General features: G+C 37.6%; 16 protein-coding genes. All 16 read left to right on the forward strand.

Translation table 11 applies throughout. The annotated features are described in order from the left end of the window. On the forward strand, positions 1 to 428 hold a 428-nt coding region (locus IPM14_12125; GenBank protein ID MBK9098843.1), incomplete at its 5' end, for a response regulator transcription factor. Between the two features lie 199 nt (positions 429 to 627). Beyond that, positions 628 to 2,286 carry a mechanosensitive ion channel gene (locus IPM14_12130; protein MBK9098844.1) on the forward strand — a complete coding sequence of 553 codons (1,659 nt, stop codon included), beginning with the start codon at positions 628 to 630 and terminating at the stop codon, positions 2,284 to 2,286. A 63-nt stretch (positions 2,287 to 2,349) separates the two neighbouring features. Further along, on the forward strand, positions 2,350 to 2,946 hold the full coding sequence (locus IPM14_12135; protein MBK9098845.1) for a hypothetical protein: 597 nt from the start codon (positions 2,350 to 2,352) through the stop codon (positions 2,944 to 2,946). 222 nt (positions 2,947 to 3,168) lie between these two features. After that, on the forward strand, positions 3,169 to 3,573 hold the full coding sequence (locus tag IPM14_12140) for a response regulator (protein ID MBK9098846.1): 405 nt from the start codon (positions 3,169 to 3,171) through the stop codon (positions 3,571 to 3,573). Next, positions 3,570 to 4,817 (forward strand): hypothetical protein, encoded by a 1,248-nt coding sequence (locus IPM14_12145; GenBank protein MBK9098847.1) that lies wholly within the window; start codon positions 3,570 to 3,572, stop codon positions 4,815 to 4,817. Before IPM14_12140 ends, IPM14_12145 begins: the two co-directional genes overlap by 4 nt. 29 nt (positions 4,818 to 4,846) lie before the next feature. After that, entirely contained in the window at positions 4,847 to 5,878 is a 1,032-nt protein-coding gene (gene glsA / locus IPM14_12150; GenBank protein ID MBK9098848.1) for a glutaminase A, read from the forward strand. Between the two features lie 346 nt (positions 5,879 to 6,224). Continuing rightward, positions 6,225 to 7,610 carry a hypothetical protein gene (locus IPM14_12155; protein MBK9098849.1) on the forward strand — a complete coding sequence of 462 codons (1,386 nt, stop codon included), beginning with the start codon at positions 6,225 to 6,227 and terminating at the stop codon, positions 7,608 to 7,610. Positions 7,611 to 7,655: 45 nt separating this feature from the next. Next, positions 7,656 to 8,729 (forward strand): amidohydrolase family protein, encoded by a 1,074-nt coding sequence (locus IPM14_12160; protein ID MBK9098850.1) that lies wholly within the window; start codon positions 7,656 to 7,658, stop codon positions 8,727 to 8,729. Positions 8,730 to 8,737: 8 nt separating this feature from the next. Then, complete coding sequence (locus IPM14_12165) at positions 8,738 to 10,858, forward strand: hypothetical protein (protein MBK9098851.1); 2,121 nt, start codon at positions 8,738 to 8,740, stop codon at positions 10,856 to 10,858. Positions 10,859 to 10,971: 113 nt separating this feature from the next. Continuing rightward, positions 10,972 to 11,532: a PorT family protein gene (locus IPM14_12170; protein MBK9098852.1), complete on the forward strand. Its 561-nt coding sequence runs from the start codon at positions 10,972 to 10,974 to the stop codon at positions 11,530 to 11,532. Positions 11,533 to 11,547: 15 nt separating this feature from the next. Then, positions 11,548 to 12,567, forward strand: a complete 1,020-nt coding sequence (locus IPM14_12175) for a hypothetical protein (GenBank protein ID MBK9098853.1) — start codon at positions 11,548 to 11,550, stop codon at positions 12,565 to 12,567. A gap of 26 nt (positions 12,568 to 12,593) precedes the next feature. Beyond that, complete coding sequence (gene aspT, locus IPM14_12180) at positions 12,594 to 14,276, forward strand: aspartate-alanine antiporter (GenBank protein MBK9098854.1); 1,683 nt, start codon at positions 12,594 to 12,596, stop codon at positions 14,274 to 14,276. 38 nt (positions 14,277 to 14,314) lie between these two features. Further along, positions 14,315 to 15,931: an NAD-dependent malic enzyme gene (locus IPM14_12185; protein MBK9098855.1), complete on the forward strand. Its 1,617-nt coding sequence runs from the start codon at positions 14,315 to 14,317 to the stop codon at positions 15,929 to 15,931. A gap of 37 nt (positions 15,932 to 15,968) precedes the next feature. Next, positions 15,969 to 17,018 carry a type II asparaginase gene (locus tag IPM14_12190; GenBank protein ID MBK9098856.1) on the forward strand — a complete coding sequence of 350 codons (1,050 nt, stop codon included), beginning with the start codon at positions 15,969 to 15,971 and terminating at the stop codon, positions 17,016 to 17,018. 51 nt (positions 17,019 to 17,069) lie between these two features. Continuing rightward, on the forward strand, positions 17,070 to 18,401 hold the full coding sequence (locus IPM14_12195; protein MBK9098857.1) for an anaerobic C4-dicarboxylate transporter: 1,332 nt from the start codon (positions 17,070 to 17,072) through the stop codon (positions 18,399 to 18,401). Positions 18,402 to 18,419: 18 nt separating this feature from the next. Continuing rightward, positions 18,420 to 19,886, forward strand: coding sequence for an aspartate ammonia-lyase (locus IPM14_12200; protein MBK9098858.1), 1,467 nt, complete (start codon positions 18,420 to 18,422; stop codon positions 19,884 to 19,886). Positions 19,887 to 19,983 lie beyond the last annotated feature (97 nt).

A 19,983-nucleotide genomic window follows, 5' to 3' on the forward strand; every position in this document is an offset into this window, starting at 1 on the left:
AATTACAGGAAGACATTGAAACTAAATTTGACCGGATGCCGATAATATTTATAACCGGATTTGGAAATATATCAATTACAGTAGAAGCGCTTAAGAAGGGTGCAATAAATTTTCTTGAAAAACCGATTGATGAAAAAAAGCTTTTAACTGCAATCGAAGAAGCACTGGATAAAAGTTCAGCGCTTGTTTCAAAACATAACGAGATTGATAGAATTAAATCTTTAATTAGCTCGTTAACGGCAAGAGAATACGAGATATTTAAGTTTGTTATAACAGGCATGTTGAATAAGCAAATTGCCTCCGAGCTTGGAATAGCTGAACACACAGTAAAAAATCATAGGTTAAAAGTAACCGAAAAACTCGGTGTGAAGTCAGTTCCGGAATTAATTTATATGGCTGAGAAATTAGGCATTAATTTCAAACCATAAATGATTGTTTTATATAACCCATCTTAAATTTTATTTCTAATTTCCTATCCGTAGGATAACAAGAACATTTCATTAGTACAAATACCTATTTCCACTATTTTTTAATCGGTTTATTTTTATTGGGTAAACTTTGATAGTGAAACCCATCTGCTAAAAATTATTTTTAACAAAACCAGATATAAAAAAAATTGGAAATTATATGAGGAAAGTTTTAAGTGATTTGATTATGAATCTGAAAAATAATTATCTCCGTATAATGACATCAGTATTTCTACTGATTCTTTCCGTTAATCCGATTATAGTTCCGGCACAGGTTGAAGCGGATTCACTTTTAGGAACTTCGAAAGCAGCAGTAGTGATAGACGGGAAGGTTTTAATTTATGTAAGAGGTATTACTTCGTATCCCGCAGAAAAAAGAGCAAATGTTATTGAGCAAAGGATTGAAGATGCTGCTTCTGATTTATCCAATCTTGCAGATTCAATAACCGTAATTCATAATGAAATACGGGATGATATTTTCATCTCCGGAAAATTCATAATGAGTGTAATAGATGATGATGCAAAACTTGAAGGAATAAGTCGAGCAAATTTTGTTAGGGTAATAAAGCGAAAAATTACACAAGCGATAATTTCTTACCGCGCAGAACGTACTTCACAGGCGTTACTTAATAAGGCTTTCTATGGAGTTGGAGCCACAGTGATAACACTGATTATTTTGTTCCTCATTAACTGGATTGTTAAAAAATTTAATGTCTGGTTCGAAAATAAATTAAAAACGAAAATAGATAGTCTTGAATCACGTTCATTTCAGATGATTCGGTCAAGACAATTATGGTTTACATTCTACAGCTTTGTCAGAGGGATTAAGTTTCTATTATTTCTAATCATCATATTTATTTACGCACAATATGTATTGGGTCTTTTCCCATGGACAAGAGCTGTATCAATTTCACTACTTGGGTTCTTCTTAAAACCATTAATTGCATTTGGAAACAGTATTTTGAATTTTATTCCCAATCTGGCTTTCCTGATTGTTATTTATTTCATTACCAGGTATCTGCTTAAACTGATAAAACTATTTTTCAGTGGGATCGAGCAGGGCAGTATCAGAGTTGCAAATTTTGACCCTGAATGGTCTATCCCTTCTTACAAAATATTACGATTGCTTATAGTAGCGTTTGCGGTCATTGTTGCATATCCATATATCCCAGGATCTGAATCAGATGCATTTAAAGGTGTTTCGTTATTTATGGGAGTTCTCTTTTCACTTGGCTCTTCGTCACTAATAAGTAACCTTATTGCAGGATATACGATGACTTACAGAAAAACTTTCAAGAAAGGCGACATAGTAAAGATTGAAGATTACGTCGGTCAGGTAATGGATATAAAGCTTTTTGTAACTCGTTTACGAACTTTAAAAAATGAAGAAGTTGTGGTTCCGAATTCGATCATTCTGAATAATAACGTTGTAAATTATTCATCACTTGCAGCGGAGAGAGGATTAATTCTTCACACAACGGTTGGAATCGGATATGAAACTTCGTGGAGGCAGGTTGAAGATATGTTGAAAGCTGCGGCTCAAAGAACGGAAGGAATTTTGAAAGATCCGCCGCCTTATGTTCTTCAAAAATCATTGGGGGATTTTGCAATTACCTATGAGTTAAACGCTTTCTGTAATGATCCTGTTAATATGATGAAACATTACACTGCTCTGCATCAAAATGTGCTGGATGTATTTAATGAAAACAATGTTCAGATTATGACTCCTGCTTATGAAGGAGATCCTGCAGAGCCTAAAGTTGTTCCTAAAGAGAAATGGATTGTTCCGTTAGCCGGAGAGTTACCAGGCAAAGCTTAAAAGAACTTTATTATAAATTTAAATATCCATCTATCATTTAATTAAATATAAAGGAATAATAAAATGAAATACTTTTTACTGGCATTTCTGCTTACGTGTGCATCGCTTGCATTTGCACAGGGATTGGATACAACTGAAGTAAAGGAAGAAACACAGCCTCCTGTTACAACAGACACTCCAAAAGAAAACAAGTGGTACTATGGCGGCACCGTGGGATTTAATTTCTGGAGTGATTATTTCTATCTGAGTTTAAATCCTTTGGTTGGATACCAGGTTTCACCGAAGTTTTCTGTCGGTGGTAAACTGATGTATGCATATATAAATGACCAAAGATATGAACCATTTGAACTAACCTCGCATAATTATGGGGCAGGCCTTTTTGCACGGTTCAGACCGATCTATCAAATCTATCTTCATGCTGAATTTGATTATGCCAGCTATGAAGATTACACAATATTTTCTCCGATTCTTGGCGATCCTTATGTGGAATCAGAGCGGAACTGGGTACCATTTTTATTATTGGGTGGAGGGTTTGTTCAGAGAGTAGGACCGAATGCCGCTGTTTATGTTGAAGTTTTATTTGATGTGCTACAGGATGAAAACTCACCTTACGAAGATTGGGATCCGATAATCAGCATCGGCGGGGGAGTAGGATTTTAATCGGCATTTTTCAGTTTCTAAAATAATTTTTTGATTCATAAAGAGCGGTTCATCGAACTGCTCTTTCATCTATCCAGATAGTTTTCCGACCGAATGACATAATATTTCAGATATGTCTTATTTTTCTATTTCGTTGCGTAGGACTAAATACCTATTTACTGCCACCCTCCATTCGAATAAATTTCACCGTAAATAATTATCAAAAACAAAATTCCTCCCAATATGGTTTACATTATTGAAGACGATAAAAACGTTCGAGATGGATTTATGATGCTTTTAGAGTCTGCAGGGATAAAGTGTAATACTTTTGAAAGTGCAGAATCTTTTCTTCAGGAGTTTGAATATGCAAAAAATGATTTGTTGATTCTTGATATGAACCTTCGCGGAAAAAGTGGCTGCACTTTACTTGAAGAATTGACAAGCAGAAATATTTATGTGCCGGTAATTGTCATCACAGCATTTGACCTACCGCAGAATAGGAAATGTGCAAAAGACTTTGGTGCCATTGCTTATTTAAGGAAGCCTGTTGACAGCTGTGCATTAATTGACCTGATCAAATACAATTTAGAAATTCAAATACCGAATAAAAATAATAATTTATTTCACAACCAAAGGAGTACACTATGAGAAATCTTTCCATTGCATTTATTACCCTGATGCTATTCATCTCCGTATCAGATGTAAAAGCGCAGGATAAAAACTGGTTCCAGATTTACGGTTTTGCGATGACAGATATAGGTTACAACTTCAATCAAATTCATCCGGACTGGTATGATGTGGTAAGACCAACAAAACTTCCAACAATAGAAAACCAATATGGCACGGATGGTAATGCATACTTCAGTGTTCGTCAAACACGCTTTGGAGTGAAAAGTGGAACTCAAACCGGACTCGGAGAACTTTTTACTCAATTCGAGTTTGAGTTATTTGGAACTGGTGTTGACGCTGGACAAACTACAATTCGCCTTCGTCACGCTTATGGTGAACTTGGTCAGTTTGGTGTTGGTCAATACTGGTCACCGTTTATGGATATCGATGTATTCCCGAATACAGTTGCGTATTGGGGTCCAAACGGTATGGCATTTTTCCGAAATGCACAATTCAGATGGATGCCAATTAAAGGAGATACTCGTTTAACATTTGCTCTGGAAAGACCGGGTGCAAGTGCAGACGGAGGAGTTATTAGTGAAATTCTTCAGGAACAAACTAATATTGATGCTCAATTTCCTGTTCCAGACTTATCTGCCGAATACCGTTCAGCACATGATTGGGGATACGTTGAATTAGCTGGAATAGTTCGTTATATCAAATGGGTGGACAATACTGATTATCCGGGAAATGTTGATATTGATTTAAGCGGTGATGCAATTGGCTGGGGATTAAATCTCAGTTCAAATATTAAAATTACAAAGAATGATATAGCCAGACTTTCAGTTTTATATGGTGCAGGAATACAAAACTATATGAATGATGCGCCGGTTGATATCGGTGTTGAGTCTGATACAACAAATCTTCAAAAACCGGTAAAGGGAGTTGCCTTGCCTGTCTTTGGTGTGGTTGCCTTCCTTGAACATACTTGGAGTGAAAAATTCGCTACTGCTGTCGGATATTCAATGTTGAACATCGACAATTCTGATCTTCAGAATTATGATGCATTTAAAATGGGGCAGTACGCAATTGCTAATTTAATCTATTATCCTGTTGAGAATGTAATGATGGTAGCTGAGCTTCAATATGGCAACCGTGACAATTTTAATAACCTTGAGGAGGATGGAGAAATTCAATATCCGGAAAACTATTTGAAGACTGCTGACATTTTAAAACTCCAGTTTTCATTCAAATACAATTTTTCACATAAGGTATTATTCTAATTGATAACTAACTAAAGGAGACAAACACTATGAAAATATTTTTTATTAAAACACGATTGATAGCAATATTGCTTATTGCATTGTTGTTATCCAGTCCTGTGTTTATTAATGCTCAAGATCTGTCTAAGGCAAATATTGAAAAAGTCCTTAACGAAGCTTACAACAAATTCAAAGATGTTAAAGAAGGTGCAAATGCTGATTACATCAAAGAACTTGCGACTGTAGATCCGAATATTTTCGGAATTGCTCTCGTAACTGTCGATGGTCAGGTTTACACTGCTGGCGATATTCAATCGATGGTTTCAATCCAGAGTGTATCCAAAGTATTTACGATGGCGCAAGTAATTGAAGAGCAGGGACATCAGGCCGTTCAGGATAAAATTGGTGTCGATGCAACCGGTGAGGTTTTCAACTCAATCACTGCTGTTGAAAGAATGAGAGGAAAAGAAATTAATCCTCTAGTAAATCCCGGTGCAATCGCGTCAACAAGTTTAATTGCCGGCGTTGATTCATCAGCGAAATGGAAACACGTTCTGCAGGTCCATAGTGATTTCGCTGGAAGACAGCTTGGATTAAATGTTCCTGTTTACATCAGTGAAGCCGGTGACAATTTACGTAACCAGGCGATTGCTCATCTTCTGCTTGCATATGGAAAAATGTATTTCGATCCGGTTGAAGCCACAGATATTTATACAAAGCAGTGCGCGATAAATGTAAATGCTAAAGATGCGGGAATAATGGCAGCAACATTGGCTAATGGTGGTATAAATCCCGTTACAAAAAAGAAAGTTGTTTCACCTGAGACAGTGCAATACACTTTGCCGGTAATGTCAACTGCCGGACTTTACGATGACGCAGGAATATGGTTCTACAACACTGGCGTTCCTGCAAAAAGCGGAGTAGGCGGTTGCCTTATCGCCGTTGTTCCGGGAAAATTCGGGATTGCAACTATAGCACCACCACTTGATAAAGCTGGAAACAGTGTTAAGGGTCAGCTGGCAATAAAGTATATCATAGAGCAGCTGAAGGTTAATCCTTACTTGATTCAACCGAAGCAGTAATAGTTCTTTCAAATATTATATGGGGTCGTCCTTTAACTAGTTATGCAAGTCAGATTGAGTTAGCCTCCTACCGCATAACAGCGGGACTCAGTTTTACATAATTAGTTTATTAGGTGACCCCAATCATTTTAAATAAAGTAACACTTGATGTGAGGCTATCTTAAAATTATTTGCTCTTATCCAGTTGAGTAAATTCTTGCCACACTCAATGCACGCTCAGATTTAATGGTGTCTGAGTAAGTTATTACTCTCTCCTTATGACTTAGCAGTGATGTGTATGCGAATGTTAACTTGTTTAGTCTTTGAGATAGCCTCAACATTTAAATACATGGAAAGGTAATTTTTTATGAAGAGTTTACTACTATCACTAAACTCCGAAGTAACTAAAGTTTTATTTTTCACTTTAAACTTTATTATAATTTTCTTCAATAATGTTCCAGCACAGGATGAAGCTCCAATAGAATTTGATTCAACAATGACTTCCGAAGGTGTATTTGTTGGTATTGTTGAAGATAGAGCATTTGAGAATACAACTGCTGGCGAGTTTACACCCGGAAAAGGATTTACGCTTTTCAAAACAAGTTTAGCAAGTCTAAACATTAGTGTCTACGGATTAGCCCGATATATAAACCAGATGCCGGGTAACCAGGAGTATGAAGATCATCTTGGAAGAACGAAATTCGCCGATACAAGAAATGATATTTGGTGGCACAGAACATTCGTTTGGTTATCCGGATTTTTCTATACACCAAAACTACGATACACAATTTCAGTATGGGGTCTTGCCGCTACAAACCAGGTTTTACTTTTTGGAAACATTCAATACGCTGCTCACAAAGCTGCAACGCTTGGAGTTGGAATAGTTCCGAATTTAGGAACTCGTTCAATGCAAGGACCCTGGCCATATTTTTTATCAAGCGACAGATTACTTGCTGAAGAATTTTTCAGACCCGGATTTACTGCAGGCGCCTGGGTTACAGGAGAACCTACTGCAAAACTCAGATACTGGGTTATGGTTGGAAATAATTTAAGTCAGCTTGGTATAACTGCAAGCCAGATGTCTCGTGATCTCAGTACTAGTGCAAGCATTTGGTGGATGCCTACTACAGGAGAATTTGGACCAAGAGGTGGTTACGGTGATTTTGAACTTCATCAGGAAATGGCAACTCGGTTTGGAATTTCTGTTACGCATTGCCGTGAAGATCGTCAGTCACAATTAAGTGCAGCTTCTGCTGAAACGCAAGTTAAAGTTTCTGATGGTTTATTATTTTATGAAACAGGTACTCTTGCAGATGGAGTTACTGTTCTAAAAGCTGATTTTGATCAGGCAGCTATTGACGCCGGTATCAAAATAAATGGCTGGCATTTCCAGGTCGAATATTATTTCAGAAATCTTTCCAAATTTGATCTTGCATTTGCCGATCCGACAATAGATGTAAGTACAGTCCCTTCCTCAATTTATGATCATGGGTTTTACGCACTGGCATCTTACGAACTGATTCCAAAAGCGTTACAAATTTATGGAGCTACTTCGTGGATATTTGATGACTTCAAAAGAAAACCATGGGACATTGTGGGAGGAATGAATTGGTATCCTGCAGGGACAAGAAGCTTAAGAGTCAATTTGCATGCAATTTATGTTGATAAATCACCTGCGTCGTCTTCATTTGGTTTCTATATAGGTGGTCAGACTGGAACGACAATATCCACAGGTATTGATTTTCTTTTCTGATAAGAAGGAATAAATGATTATGGAGAAATTAAAATGAAAAATAAAATGTTATCGATCTCACTGAAGATAATTTACTCATTATTACTCCTGTTGATTTTGGGGTCATTACTTCTGACAAGAGCGCAATCAAATGATAAATATTTATTCAACGATTCTCATTTCCATATAACAAACTACATCCAGGAAGGAATTGAGATGGAGTTTTACGTGGATTCAATCATGGGAGATAAAGTAGGAAGGTCAACAGTGTTTGGACTCCCGGTGCAGCAGCAGTGGTCTTACCGTGTAACCGGGGAAGGTGCGCCAACTTATTATCTCGATACCGATGCACCACTTTACTATTACTCATTCTGCGATGCCTGGATTGCAATGCAGTACAAAAATCTTCCAAAAGAAAAACAAGAGCGACTCGATCCGATGATTATCGGATTTAATGTTACTGATATGTACGCAGCAGATCATATTAAAAGGGTGTTGACAACATTTCCCGGAGTGTTCACAGGTATTGGTGAATTCAGCATTCACAAAGAATTTGTCTCAGCGAAAATTTCAGGTGATGTTGCAAGTCTTACCGATCCAGCACTTGACAGAATTTTTGACTTCTGTGCCGAGACAGGATTGATTTCTATCCTTCATAATGATATCGATAATCCATTTCCAAAACCGAACAAACCAAATTATGTAAAAGGATTCCAGGAGTTAATCAAAAGACATCCTGATGCAGTTATAATATGGGCACATCTTGGCTTGGGAAGAATTATTAAACCAATTGAAAATATGGGTGAACTGTTTGAAGATATGCTTGCCGATCCGGCGTACGATAATCTTTACTTTGATCTATCCTGGGATGAAACCGCAAAGTGGCTTGATTACACTGATAAGTCATTGGAAAGAACTGCTGCGATAATTCAAAAATATCCTGACAGATTTTTATTTGGGACAGATAACGTTGCTCCGGATAAACAAGAAAAGCAATTATACGTTTATCATCTTTATGACAGGTTATGGAAAGCTATCGGAAAAGAAGTTACTTATAAAGTTACAAAAGGCAACTACTTAAAATTATTTGATGAGGCAAGAAAAAAAGTAAGAGCATGGGAGAAAGAATATATTAAATAAGAGGCTTTATGAAAACTAAATTAAAAATTTTATTTCTGTTCCTTATTTGCAATTCATTGATCTTCTCTGAGGAATGGCCAAGGGTAATTACTCATTCTTCCGGAACAGAAGTTACAATCTACCAGCCCGAAATCGAATCGTTCAATGATGTTAATCTGGAATGCAGGGCTGCGGTTATGATTAAATCTCCAAAACAAACTGATCCGGTATTCGGTGCGGTTTGGATAAAAACAAAAATTCTTACTGATCGTGATACAAGATTAATTTCTCTCGATGAAGTTTCTGTTACTGATGCGAAATTTCCAAATCAGGATACAACAAAGATTGAGGAGTTAAAGAAATTTTTAGCAGAAGAAATTCCAAAATGGGAGCTGGATATAACAATCGATCAGTTGATAGCAAGTATCGAATCGGATAAAGGAAATACAAAAGAAAATTTTAAAAATGATCCGCCGGAAATAATCCACGTCACAACACCTTCAGTTCTTATCACGATTGATGGAGAACCAAAGTTTAAAAAGCTGGAAGACACAGATTACGAAATGGTGGTTAACTCTCCATTTTTTATCATCAAGGATAACTGGGAAGAAAAATATTATCTGAAAGGCGGAGTTCTCTGGTATGAATCAGAAAATATTTATGATGGCTACGAGTTCACTGATGAAATACCTGATGAGTTGATAGAATTCATACTGAAGAAAAATCCTGATGAGTACAAGGATATAGATCCGGATACTATAAAAGTTAAACCTGAAATTGTTGTCAGGACAAAGCCGGCGGAATTAATTGTAACAAATGGTGAACCTAAACTTGCATCCATCGAAGGCACTTCATTATTATTTGTGGAGAATACTGATAGCGATATTATTATGGATTTAACTTCGCAGACTTATTTTATTCTGATTTCGGGAAGATGGTTTCAGTCAAAATCACTTGAAGGTCCGTGGAAATTTATTGAGCCTGAAAGCTTGCCAGCAGATTTCGCGAAGATTCCGGGTGATTCTGACATGAGTAACGTGCTTGCAAATGTTCCGGGAACTGAGGAAGCAAAGGATGCAATACTTGATACGCAAATTCCGCAAACCTCAAAAGTTGATCGCAACACAAAGCTTGAAGTTAATTACGATGGCGAACCAAAGTTTGAAGCTTTATCAACCACCGATCTTTATTATGCAACAAACACAGATAAAAATGTAATCAAGTATTATGATAAATATTATTGCTGTGATAATGCAGTGTGGTTTATTGCTGATAGTCCAAAAGGTCCATGGAAAGTTGCTGATGAAGTTCCTGATAAAATTTATGAAATGACACCAGATTCACCGGTTTATAATACAAAATATGTTTATGTGTACGATTCAACTCCAGAAGTTGTTTATGTTGGATACTATCCCGGCTATACAGGATGTTATGCTTACGGCGGAACTGTTATCTACGGAACTGGCTATTATTACACTCCATGGTACGGAGCATATTATTATCCACGACCCGTTACTTATGGATTTTCCGTTCACTACAATCCATATATGGGTTGGAGTTTTGGTTTTGGAATGAGCTTCGGTGGTCCGTATGGATGGATGTCATTTAACTATCATTCATATCCATACTATGGCGGTTATTGGGGTGCGGGTGGATACCATGCCGGATATCATCACGGTTATTATCAGGGAAGAAGAGCAGGTTTTTATGCTGGTTATCATTACGCACAAAATAATCCAAGAGTTAATCCTTATGGTGATGGAAACCGAAACGTTTATAATCGTGAGAACCGTGGAAACATTAACACAAACGACCGGCAAAGAAATAATGTCTCTACAATGGACAGGCAAAGGAATAATGTTTCAACAATGGATAGACAAAGAAATAATACCGGAGTAAGCAATAATATGTATTCTGACAGAGATGGAAATGTTTATAAGAGGGAAAATAATCAATGGCAGTCAAGAGAAGGCAATAACTGGTCCAATGTTGATCAAAGTAAAAATAAATCTAATTATGAAAGAAATAAGCAGGACTTGAATCGTCAACAAGTATCAAGAGACAGAGGGAACCAAAGAACACAAACATATAATCAGCAAAGAACAAACAGATCGAGTGGAATGAACAGAGGCGGCGGAAGAAGAAGGTAGGCTTAAATTTTTTTAATGGTAATTAATAAAAGAGTAATCGTTATGCTTAAAAAATTCTGATTACAGTTATTGTAACTCTTATAGTTGGCATTGATTGTCATGCACAGGTACAAATGTCATTATGGGGCGGAGTAAATAATTCCAGTTTCGGCGGCAATCCACCAAAAGATGCTGGCTACGGAGATATTCGCGGTTTAGCCGCTGGTGCTAGTCTGGATATCCAAACAACAAAGGATTTCATAATCTCCCTTGAACCAACATTTGAACAGCGGGGATCTACAATCGATATAAACCTTGAAGAAGGATTGGAAGATACAACACTGAAATTCAAGGTTAAGCAGAATTATTTTGGTCTTGGGCTGCTTTTCAAAGTAAACACGGGCAATTTTTATCTGGGCAGCGGAGTTAGTTTCCAACTTTTGAGTACAGCAAAATTAGAATTTGAAGCACAGGAAACGGACATCAAAGACAAGTTTATAAATTATGATGCTTTGGCATTTTTCAATATTGGTTATAAAATACCAATAGGCGGACCAGCACTTTTTGTCGAGCTCAGATACATTCAAGGCTTAATAAATATCAGACCAGAAGCGGAAGGTGACACGGAAATTTATCTTTCAAACTTTAAAAGTACCGGGTTGAGGTTAAGCACCGGAATAATGATACCATTATAAAAATATGGAAATAATATGAAAAAGATTTTACTATTATTGTCTGTTGTATTAAGCTTGAGTTATTCAAAATCTTATTCTACTTTACTTGCACAAGAATCCGACAGTACAGAAGTAACTGAACAAATTCCGGCTACAACCACTCCCGAATTAATTGCTGATACCACTTATTTACCATCCAGAGGCAAACACATTTTTACTTCGATATCCTCTGTAGATGATCCTTTCGTGAGCACTAAATTTTATCTCGGATTTGGAATCGCTGAGATAGTGGAAACTGAAATTCCCATAACAATTGGAGAATTCAGCAGAACAATAAAATTTGAACCGGATATTTTCTATTCAACCGGGGGGATTGAATTCCAGTACGCAGTCAGGGATTGGGCTGCCATTAATATCAAAGCCTACGGGCTTGCACGGTTGGGAAATAATTTTCTATCTCTTGCTTCAGAAGGCGTCTCGGCTGCTTCGACTTTCAGCATAGGTTGGTTATTTAGAATTGCTCATAATGAAGATCTCATGTTCTCCGGAAGCGTTTCACTTAATACGACCGACCTGACATTTATTGATCTTCTTGCAGACAGTGATACAACTATTACTCCAATAGACACCTTAGTGAACAGGCAGGTCATCACTGATTATCAGAGCTTAACAACACAAGCCGATTTGAGATTTGCATACAAGTTCAGCAATGTTTTCGGAATGCTGGCAAGACTATCCGGAGGACTTGGTGAAGTTTATGCTGGGAAAAATCGAAGCCAGTTTCAATACATTTTTGGACTCGCATTCAGTGTTGATTTAAGAAATTGGATTCATATTCCTTTTGGAATCGGTTTGGGAGGAACGCTAATATCAAATGACTGGAGATTTAACGATGCAAAACCACCAGTCTTTTCCGGCAATGTCAATATTGCATTTTATAATAGAAATGATTTTACGCTTGGTATAGAAAACTATATCCAGATTATCGAGCCTCAGCAATATGAACAAACTCTGAAATTTCTTTATTCCAGAATTTATATCAGCTATTACTTTTAATGATTAAACAAATAGAATGAGATTTTATGAACGGATTTATTGAAATACTCCAGCATCATCCTGAGTTAGCTTTATTCCTTGTGCTGGCTCTTGGTTTTGCAATTGGCAAAATTAGTATTGGCAATTTTAAAGTTGGTGCGGTCCTGGGGACATTATTTGCAGGTGTGCTAATAGGTCAGTTTAATATATTAGTTGATCCGATTGTTAAAGTGATTTTTTTCGATCTGTTCCTTTTTGCAACCGGTTATAAAGTCGGTCCACAATTTTTTAGAGGTTTAAAGAAAGATGCTGTGCCTCAGCTTATTCTCACGGTTGTTATTTGTGTGACCTGCTTGACAACTGCTATTGTGATGAGCAAAATTTTAGGATTCGATATTGGGACAGCAGCCGGATTACTTGCCGGTGCATTTACCGAATCAACAGTAATCGGAACAGCAAGTGAATCTATTCAACGGCTTGCTATTCCGGATGCAGAAAAAACAGTCCTTCTTAACAATATACCCATTGCTTACGCTGTTACCTATCTTGTTGGTACAACAATTCTCGTTTGGTTCCTTTCCACTTTAGCGCCGAAACTTTTAAAAACGGATTTACGCTCTGCCAGCAAGGAATTAGAAAAAAAACTTTTAGGAAAATCTGAAGATGAAGATGGATTAGCTTCGGCATTTGAGGATTGGAGATTACGTGCATTTAAAATTACAAATCCCAAGTGGGTTGGATTGAGTATTGGAGATATCGAAAGAACTATAACTGATCAGAGAATTTTTATTCAACGGCTGCGTCGTGATGGAAAAATAATCGAACCAAATTCTTCTACACTTTTAAGCATGGATGATGTAATAGCAGTGATGGCAAGATACAGAATATTCGTTGAAAAGCTGAATGATTTCGGTCCCGAAGTAGCAGATCAGGAACTTCTTGATTATCAGATTGCTTACAGGGATTTAATAATCACAAAAAAAGACGCTGCAGGAAAATCACTTGGAGAATTAGCATCAAAAAATGGACAGGGAATAAAGCTTCATAAATTAATTCGTACAAGCCAGGAAATTCCATTCAGCGCCGAAACGATTGTTAATAAAGGTGATATACTAAAAATTTCTGGTCTTCCAGCTGATGTTGACAGAGTTACTAAAACAATCGGGTATCTCGACAGCACATCACCAGCTACCGATATGATTTTTGTTGGTCTGGGAATTTTACTTGGAGGATTGGTCGGGCTGATTGCAGTAAATATTTTCGGAATATCAATTACTCTTACTACGAGTGGCGGTGCTCTTGTTATGGGATTAATATTCGGATGGCTGCGATCGAAGACTTCGCGATTTGGAAGAATACCAGAACCTGCATTGTGGATATTTGATAATGTTGGTCTTTCTGCATTCATCGGAATAATAGGTCTTTCAGCGGGGCCAACTTTTATTTCAGGATTAAGTGAAACCGGAATTGGACTGGTAATCGCAGGACTTGTAGTTGCAATTACTCCACATGTGGTCGGACTCTTATTCGGTTATTATGTTCTAAAAATGAATCCTGTAATTCTTCTTGGTGCACAATCAGGTGCCGGAACAACTACAGCAGGCTTGAAAGCAATCCAGGATGCAGCACAAAGTAAATTACCAGTTCTCGGCTATACAGTTCCTTATGCACTCGGAAATATTTTACTTACAGCGTGGGGTCCGGTGATAGTGGCGATAATGAGTTTTTAAAGAGTAAAAAAAAATTATTTAAAATCATTTAATAAGCAATGAAAGACTTAAAAGGTTACGCATTATTAAACAATTCCAGGATGAATAAGGGAACAGCTTTCTCTAAATCAGAAAGAAAAAAGTACGGCTTAGAAGGAATTCTTCCTGATCAAATCGAATCAATGGAAACGCAAATTCTACGAGTTCAGGGACAGGTTGATAATCTTAACAGACCAATAAATAAATATATTTATTTAATCGGATTGCTTGATACTAACGAAACTTTATTCTTCAAAACAATAATGAGCGATCCTGCTAAGTTTATGCCTCTTGTTTATACGCCAACTGTAGGTGAAGCTTGTCAAAGGTTAGGTCATATTGCAAGACGACCCAGAGGACTTTTCATCTCGATTAAAAATAAAAACAAGATTGAAGCCATACTAAAAAACTGGCCGGTCAAAGATGTCAGGTTTGTTGTTGTTACTGACGGGCAAAGGATTTTAGGTCTCGGTGACCTTGGAATATTTGGAATGGGGATTCCGATTGGAAAGTTAGCATTATACACAGCTTGCGCTGGTGTTCCCCCTGAGTACACTTTACCGATAGTTTTGGATGTGGGAACAGATAATGAAAATTATTTGAATGATCCGCTTTATATGGGCATCAAACAAAAGCGGGTAACGGGAAAAGCATACGATGATTTTATTCAGACATTTGTAAAGGCAATTACGAAAGTGTATCCAAAGATTTGCATTCAGTGGGAAGACTTTGCAGGTGTGAATGCGATAAGAATTTTAGATAAGTGTCGGGATAAAATATGTACTTTCAATGATGACATACAGGGAACGGCAGCCATTGCTGTTGCAGGATTTATTGCAGTAAGTAAGTTATTGAATAAGCCATTTAAAGAACAACGGTTTCTATTTCTTGGTGCAGGTGCCGCTGCATTTGGTATTGCTGATTTGCTTGTCAAGAAATTTCAGAAAGATGGATTGAGCAGGGAAGAAGCACTAAACAATATCTGGATGTTCGATGTGAATGGATTGCTGGTCAAATCAAGAAATGATCTTGCCGAACATCAGAAACAGTTCGCTCACGATGCTGAGATTTCAAATAATTTTGCAGAAAGTATTTTGAAAATCAAACCAACTGCAATAATTGGAGTGAGTACTGTTGGCGGAGCTTTTAATCAGCAAGTCATTGAGAATATGAGTAAGATTAATGAAAGACCTATCATCTTTCCATATTCAAATCCAACATCGCATTCAGAATGTACTGCTGAGCAAGCTTATACCTGGAGTAAAGGTAAAGCAATCTTTGCAAGCGGCAGTCCATTCGCTCCTGTTACTTATGAAGGAAAAACTTTTACACCCGGACAGGGAAATAATGTTTTCATTTTCCCGGCAATCGGTCTTGCAGTATTTGCTACGGAAGCAAAAAGAGTTACTGATGAAATGTTTATCACTGCAGCTGAATCAGTAGCTGACCAGATCACGAAAGAGGATTTTGAAAACGGTCTTATTTATCCGCCGATAAAAAATATCCGTGAAGTATCGGTAAATGTTGCAATTAAAGTTGCAGAGGAAATATTTAGGAGCGGATTAGCCCGGGTTAAAAAACCAAAGAGCATCGGAATGTTCATTAAGAGTAAAATGTATGAACCCGTTTATAAATAATAATTATTCTTTCATCAAATATTAAAGGAGTAGTGTTATGAAAAAATTGCTTAGTCTATTTATCATTATTGTTGTTGCATTCACCTTAAATGCACAAAAACTTCCGCACGTCGTTATTCTCGCAACTGGCGGAACAATTGCAGGTGCTGCACCAACCGAAGTTCAGGCAGGATATCAATCCGGTCAGGTTGGAGTTGATATATTAATTAATGCAGTCCCTCAATTAAAGGAGATTGCAAATGTAACCGGTGAGCAGATTTCAAACATCGGCAGCCAGAATATGAGCGACCAGGTTTGGCTGAAATTAGTAAAACGTGTTAATGAGTTATTAGCTCAGGATGATGTTGATGGAATTGTTATCACTCACGGAACTGACACAATGGAGGAAACAGCTTACTTCCTGAATCTGACTGTTAAATCCAAAAAGCCAGTCGTACTGACTTGTTCAATGCGTCCATCAACTGCTCTCAGTGCAGATGGTCCGTTAAATATTTACAATGCTGTCGCTGTTGCTGGTAATAAGGAATCCTGGGATCGTGGAGTGATGGTAGTTGCAAATGATCTTATTCATTCAGGCCGTGCTGCAATCAAAGGGAGTACAACAGCAGTTGAGACATTTTTCTCACCTTTAGTTGGTCCATTGGGAACGGTTAACTATGGTGTTATCAATTACGTCGATGTGCCTGATAAGAAGCACACATATCAGACTGAGTTCAATGTTGATAACTTGACCAGCTTACCAAGAGTTGATGTAATTGCAATTTATGAAGATGCGCCCGGTGATCTGATTAAAGCTGCAGTTGATCTTGGTGCAAAAGGTATTGTAACAAGCGGACTTGGAAACGGTAACTTAACCGATGCTTGTATCGAAGCATTGAAGTATGCCAGAGAAAAAGGCGTTGTTGTTGTTCGCGGTTCACGTGTTATTACTGGTTTCGTTGGTAGAAATGTTGAGCTTGATGATGATGCTCTTGGATTCGTTGCATCGTATGAACTTATTCCTTCAAAAGCGAGAGTACTTTTAAGGCTTGCTTTGCTGAAGTCAAACGATCCGGTAAAAGTTCAGGAATATTATGAGATGTATTGATCGAAAGTAGAGAATAAATATTTACTTTAAATAAAAATTAAAGGTGCAACCATGATGTGGATTGAACTTCTGATTCTCTTTGCCTGCATAGTGATAGGTGCGCGGCTCGGTGGAATCGGATTAGGTACAATGGGTGGGATCGGGCTGGTAATTCTGGTTTTTGTCTTCGGACTTCCGCCGGGATCACCGCCCGGAATTGTGCTTGGAATGATAATCGCGGTAATCACAGCATTAGCGTCTATGCAATCAGCGGGTGGACTGGATTATCTGATCTCTTTCGCCACAAAAGTGATGCGAAAGAAACCTCAATACATAACATTCGTTGCACCTTTTGTTACTTACTTTTTAATATTAGCCAGTGGAACACAGCATGTAATATATGCATTGTTACCGGTTATTGCTGAAGTATCAACAAAAGCAGGTGTACGTCCTGAAAGACCACTGTCAATAAGTGTTACTGCTTCAATGTATGGAGTTATATCCTCACCGATCAGTGCAGCAACTGTTGCATTGCTAGCAGCACTTGTATCCTATAATGTCAGTTTACTTCAAATTATGATGGTGATTATTCCAGCATCAATTTTAGGATTAATAGTCGGGACACTATCAGTTGCCTGGAAAGGTAAAGACCTTAAAGATGATCCTGAATATCAGGAAAAATTAAAGTCTGGTAAAATCCAGGAATCGACTGCTGCCGTTGAAATGGCAAAAGAAAAAATAGGCAACGCAAGAAATTCTCTAATCATTTTTTTAGTCGCAATAGTTGTAGTAGTTCTGATAGGAATCTTTCCACAGTTTCGCCCAACCTATGAGATATTTTCAGGTAAAGAACCAATACTTGAGCAATTAGAAATGGGTGATGCGATTATGATCATAATGCTCGCAACCGCAGGTATTATGATGATGTTTTTCAAAGCAAAACCAGGCGAAGCAGTCAAAGGAAGTATTATGACAGGTGGTGTAGTTGCGGTTATATCAATACTCGGTGTCTCGTGGATGGGTTCATCTTTTTTTGAGGGCAACAGAATAGAAATTGTTGATGGAATATCGGGACTTATTCAACAAGCTCCTTGGGTTCTTGCACTTGGTTTATTTGTTCTTTCAATGCTTTTATTCAGTCAGGCTGCAACTGTTGTGACTTTAATGCCGGTTGGCGTTGCATTGGGAATGCCATTATGGGTATTGATTGCAGTTTATCCTGCAGTGAACGGATTTTTCTTCTTACCAACCTACGGAACTGTATTGGCAGCAGTTTCATTTGATCGAACCGGAACAACGAAAATCGGGAAGTACTTATTGAATCATAGTTTTATGCTTCCCGGAATCGTGTGCCTTGTAGCTACAACAATCTTTGCATTCATAATTAGTTCATTTGTTTTATAAATTTTATTGGAGTCAATAATGTTATCAGTGAAAAAAATATTTTTATCAGTCATTGTTGGATTGATATTTTTGCCAGCAATCCTGTTTGCACAGGATGGCGGATTCAGAACAGAGCACGATTTGCTTGGTGATAAGCAAATTCCAAACGATGCATATTATGGTGTGCAGACTATGCGTGCCTTAGAGAATTTTCAGATCAGTGGGCAGACCACAAAAGATTATCCTGAATTAGTAAATGCTTTTGTGATAGTAAAACTTGCTGCTGCAAGAGCCAACTATGAATCAGGTGCTTTACCAAAATATGTTCTTGATGCAGTTGAAAAAGCCTGCAAAGAAGTTCTCGCAGGAAAATATCACGATCAGTTTTTAGTTGATTTGTATCAAGGCGGTGCCGGAACTTCAGCAAATATGAATGTGAATGAAGTTCTTGCGAACATCGCTCTTGAATTGAGCGGTAAGCAAAAAGGAGATTATGCCTACATTGAACCTCACGATCATTTGAATATGTCCCAATCAACAAACGATTCTTATCCTACATCTCTTCACGTTGCAATTATTCTTATGAATCAAAAACTTCTTCCTGAACTCGAAGCTCTGGTTGCTACATTCGAAAAGAAAAGAAAAGAGTTTGAAAATATTTTGAAGATGGGAAGAACTGAACTTCAGGATGCTGTCCCGATGACACTTGGACAGGAATTCTATGCTTTTGCAAATCAGCTTAAAGCTTCAATTGATGAGCTTAAACAAGCCGAAGAAAATTTATATGTAATAAATATGGGCGGAACTGCCATCGGAACTAAGCTCACAGCACAAAAAGGATTTGTAGAAAACTGTGCAAAACATCTTGGCGAAATCTTGAAAAAGAAAATTGTTCCAGCAGATGATTTAATTGCGGCTACCTCAGATCTCACGGGTTTTGCTAATTACTCAAACGCATTAAACACACTCTCAATAAGACTCTCAAAGATAGCAAGCGATTTAATTCTTTTAGCATCTGGTCCGCGAACCGGTTTGTTCGAAATAAATCTTCCTCCACTTCAACCTGGCTCTTCAATTATGCCGGGGAAAGTTAATCCTGTAATGCCAGAGTTAATGAATCTTGTTACATTCAAAGTGATGGGGAATAACGTTGCTGTAACAATTGCTTCAAAGACCGGTCAGCTTCAGCTTAATGCTTATGAACCGCTGGCAATTTCATGCATACTGGAATCACAAAAACTTCTTACAAACACAATGAAAGCATTCCGTACGAGTTGCATTGATGGAATTACAGCAAACGAAGAAGTGATGACAAAATACATTAATCAGAGTGTTGGAATCGTAACAGCACTTAACCCGGTTCTTGGTTATGAAAAGACAACCGAGCTGGCAAAAGAAGCTCTCGAAACAAGCAAAGGGATTCTGGAACTGATTCGTGAGAAAAAACTTTTAACGGAAGATCAGATAAAAGAATTACTCGACCCGAAAAAAATGACAGGGCAGTAGTTAACATTTAATCTATAAAGGATGCCCAACATAATTTAAAATATCTCCGGTACCTGCCTACCGTCAGGCAGGTTTATGCCGGAGAATATTTTTCATA

Source organism: bacterium (genome assembly GCA_016716565.1).
Lineage (GTDB): Bacteria > Bacteroidota > Ignavibacteria > Ignavibacteriales > Ignavibacteriaceae > IGN2.

Coding starts and splice junctions, on each gene's coding strand:
- IPM14_12190 (MBK9098856.1), top strand. CDS start 15,969: ATGAAAAAATTGCTTAGTCTATTTATCATTATTGTTGTTGCATTCACC.
- IPM14_12165 (MBK9098851.1), top strand. CDS start 8,738: ATGAAAACTAAATTAAAAATTTTATTTCTGTTCCTTATTTGCAATTCA.
- IPM14_12145 (MBK9098847.1), top strand. CDS start 3,570: ATGAGAAATCTTTCCATTGCATTTATTACCCTGATGCTATTCATCTCC.
- IPM14_12185 (MBK9098855.1), top strand. CDS start 14,315: ATGAAAGACTTAAAAGGTTACGCATTATTAAACAATTCCAGGATGAAT.
- glsA (MBK9098848.1), top strand. CDS start 4,847: ATGAAAATATTTTTTATTAAAACACGATTGATAGCAATATTGCTTATT.
- IPM14_12140 (MBK9098846.1), top strand. CDS start 3,169: ATGGTTTACATTATTGAAGACGATAAAAACGTTCGAGATGGATTTATG.
- IPM14_12170 (MBK9098852.1), top strand. CDS start 10,972: ATGTCATTATGGGGCGGAGTAAATAATTCCAGTTTCGGCGGCAATCCA.
- IPM14_12195 (MBK9098857.1), top strand. CDS start 17,070: ATGATGTGGATTGAACTTCTGATTCTCTTTGCCTGCATAGTGATAGGT.
- IPM14_12135 (MBK9098845.1), top strand. CDS start 2,350: ATGAAATACTTTTTACTGGCATTTCTGCTTACGTGTGCATCGCTTGCA.
- IPM14_12155 (MBK9098849.1), top strand. CDS start 6,225: ATGAAGAGTTTACTACTATCACTAAACTCCGAAGTAACTAAAGTTTTA.
- IPM14_12175 (MBK9098853.1), top strand. CDS start 11,548: ATGAAAAAGATTTTACTATTATTGTCTGTTGTATTAAGCTTGAGTTAT.
- IPM14_12130 (MBK9098844.1), top strand. CDS start 628: ATGAGGAAAGTTTTAAGTGATTTGATTATGAATCTGAAAAATAATTAT.
- IPM14_12200 (MBK9098858.1), top strand. CDS start 18,420: ATGTTATCAGTGAAAAAAATATTTTTATCAGTCATTGTTGGATTGATA.
- IPM14_12160 (MBK9098850.1), top strand. CDS start 7,656: ATGTTATCGATCTCACTGAAGATAATTTACTCATTATTACTCCTGTTG.
- aspT (MBK9098854.1), top strand. CDS start 12,594: ATGAACGGATTTATTGAAATACTCCAGCATCATCCTGAGTTAGCTTTA.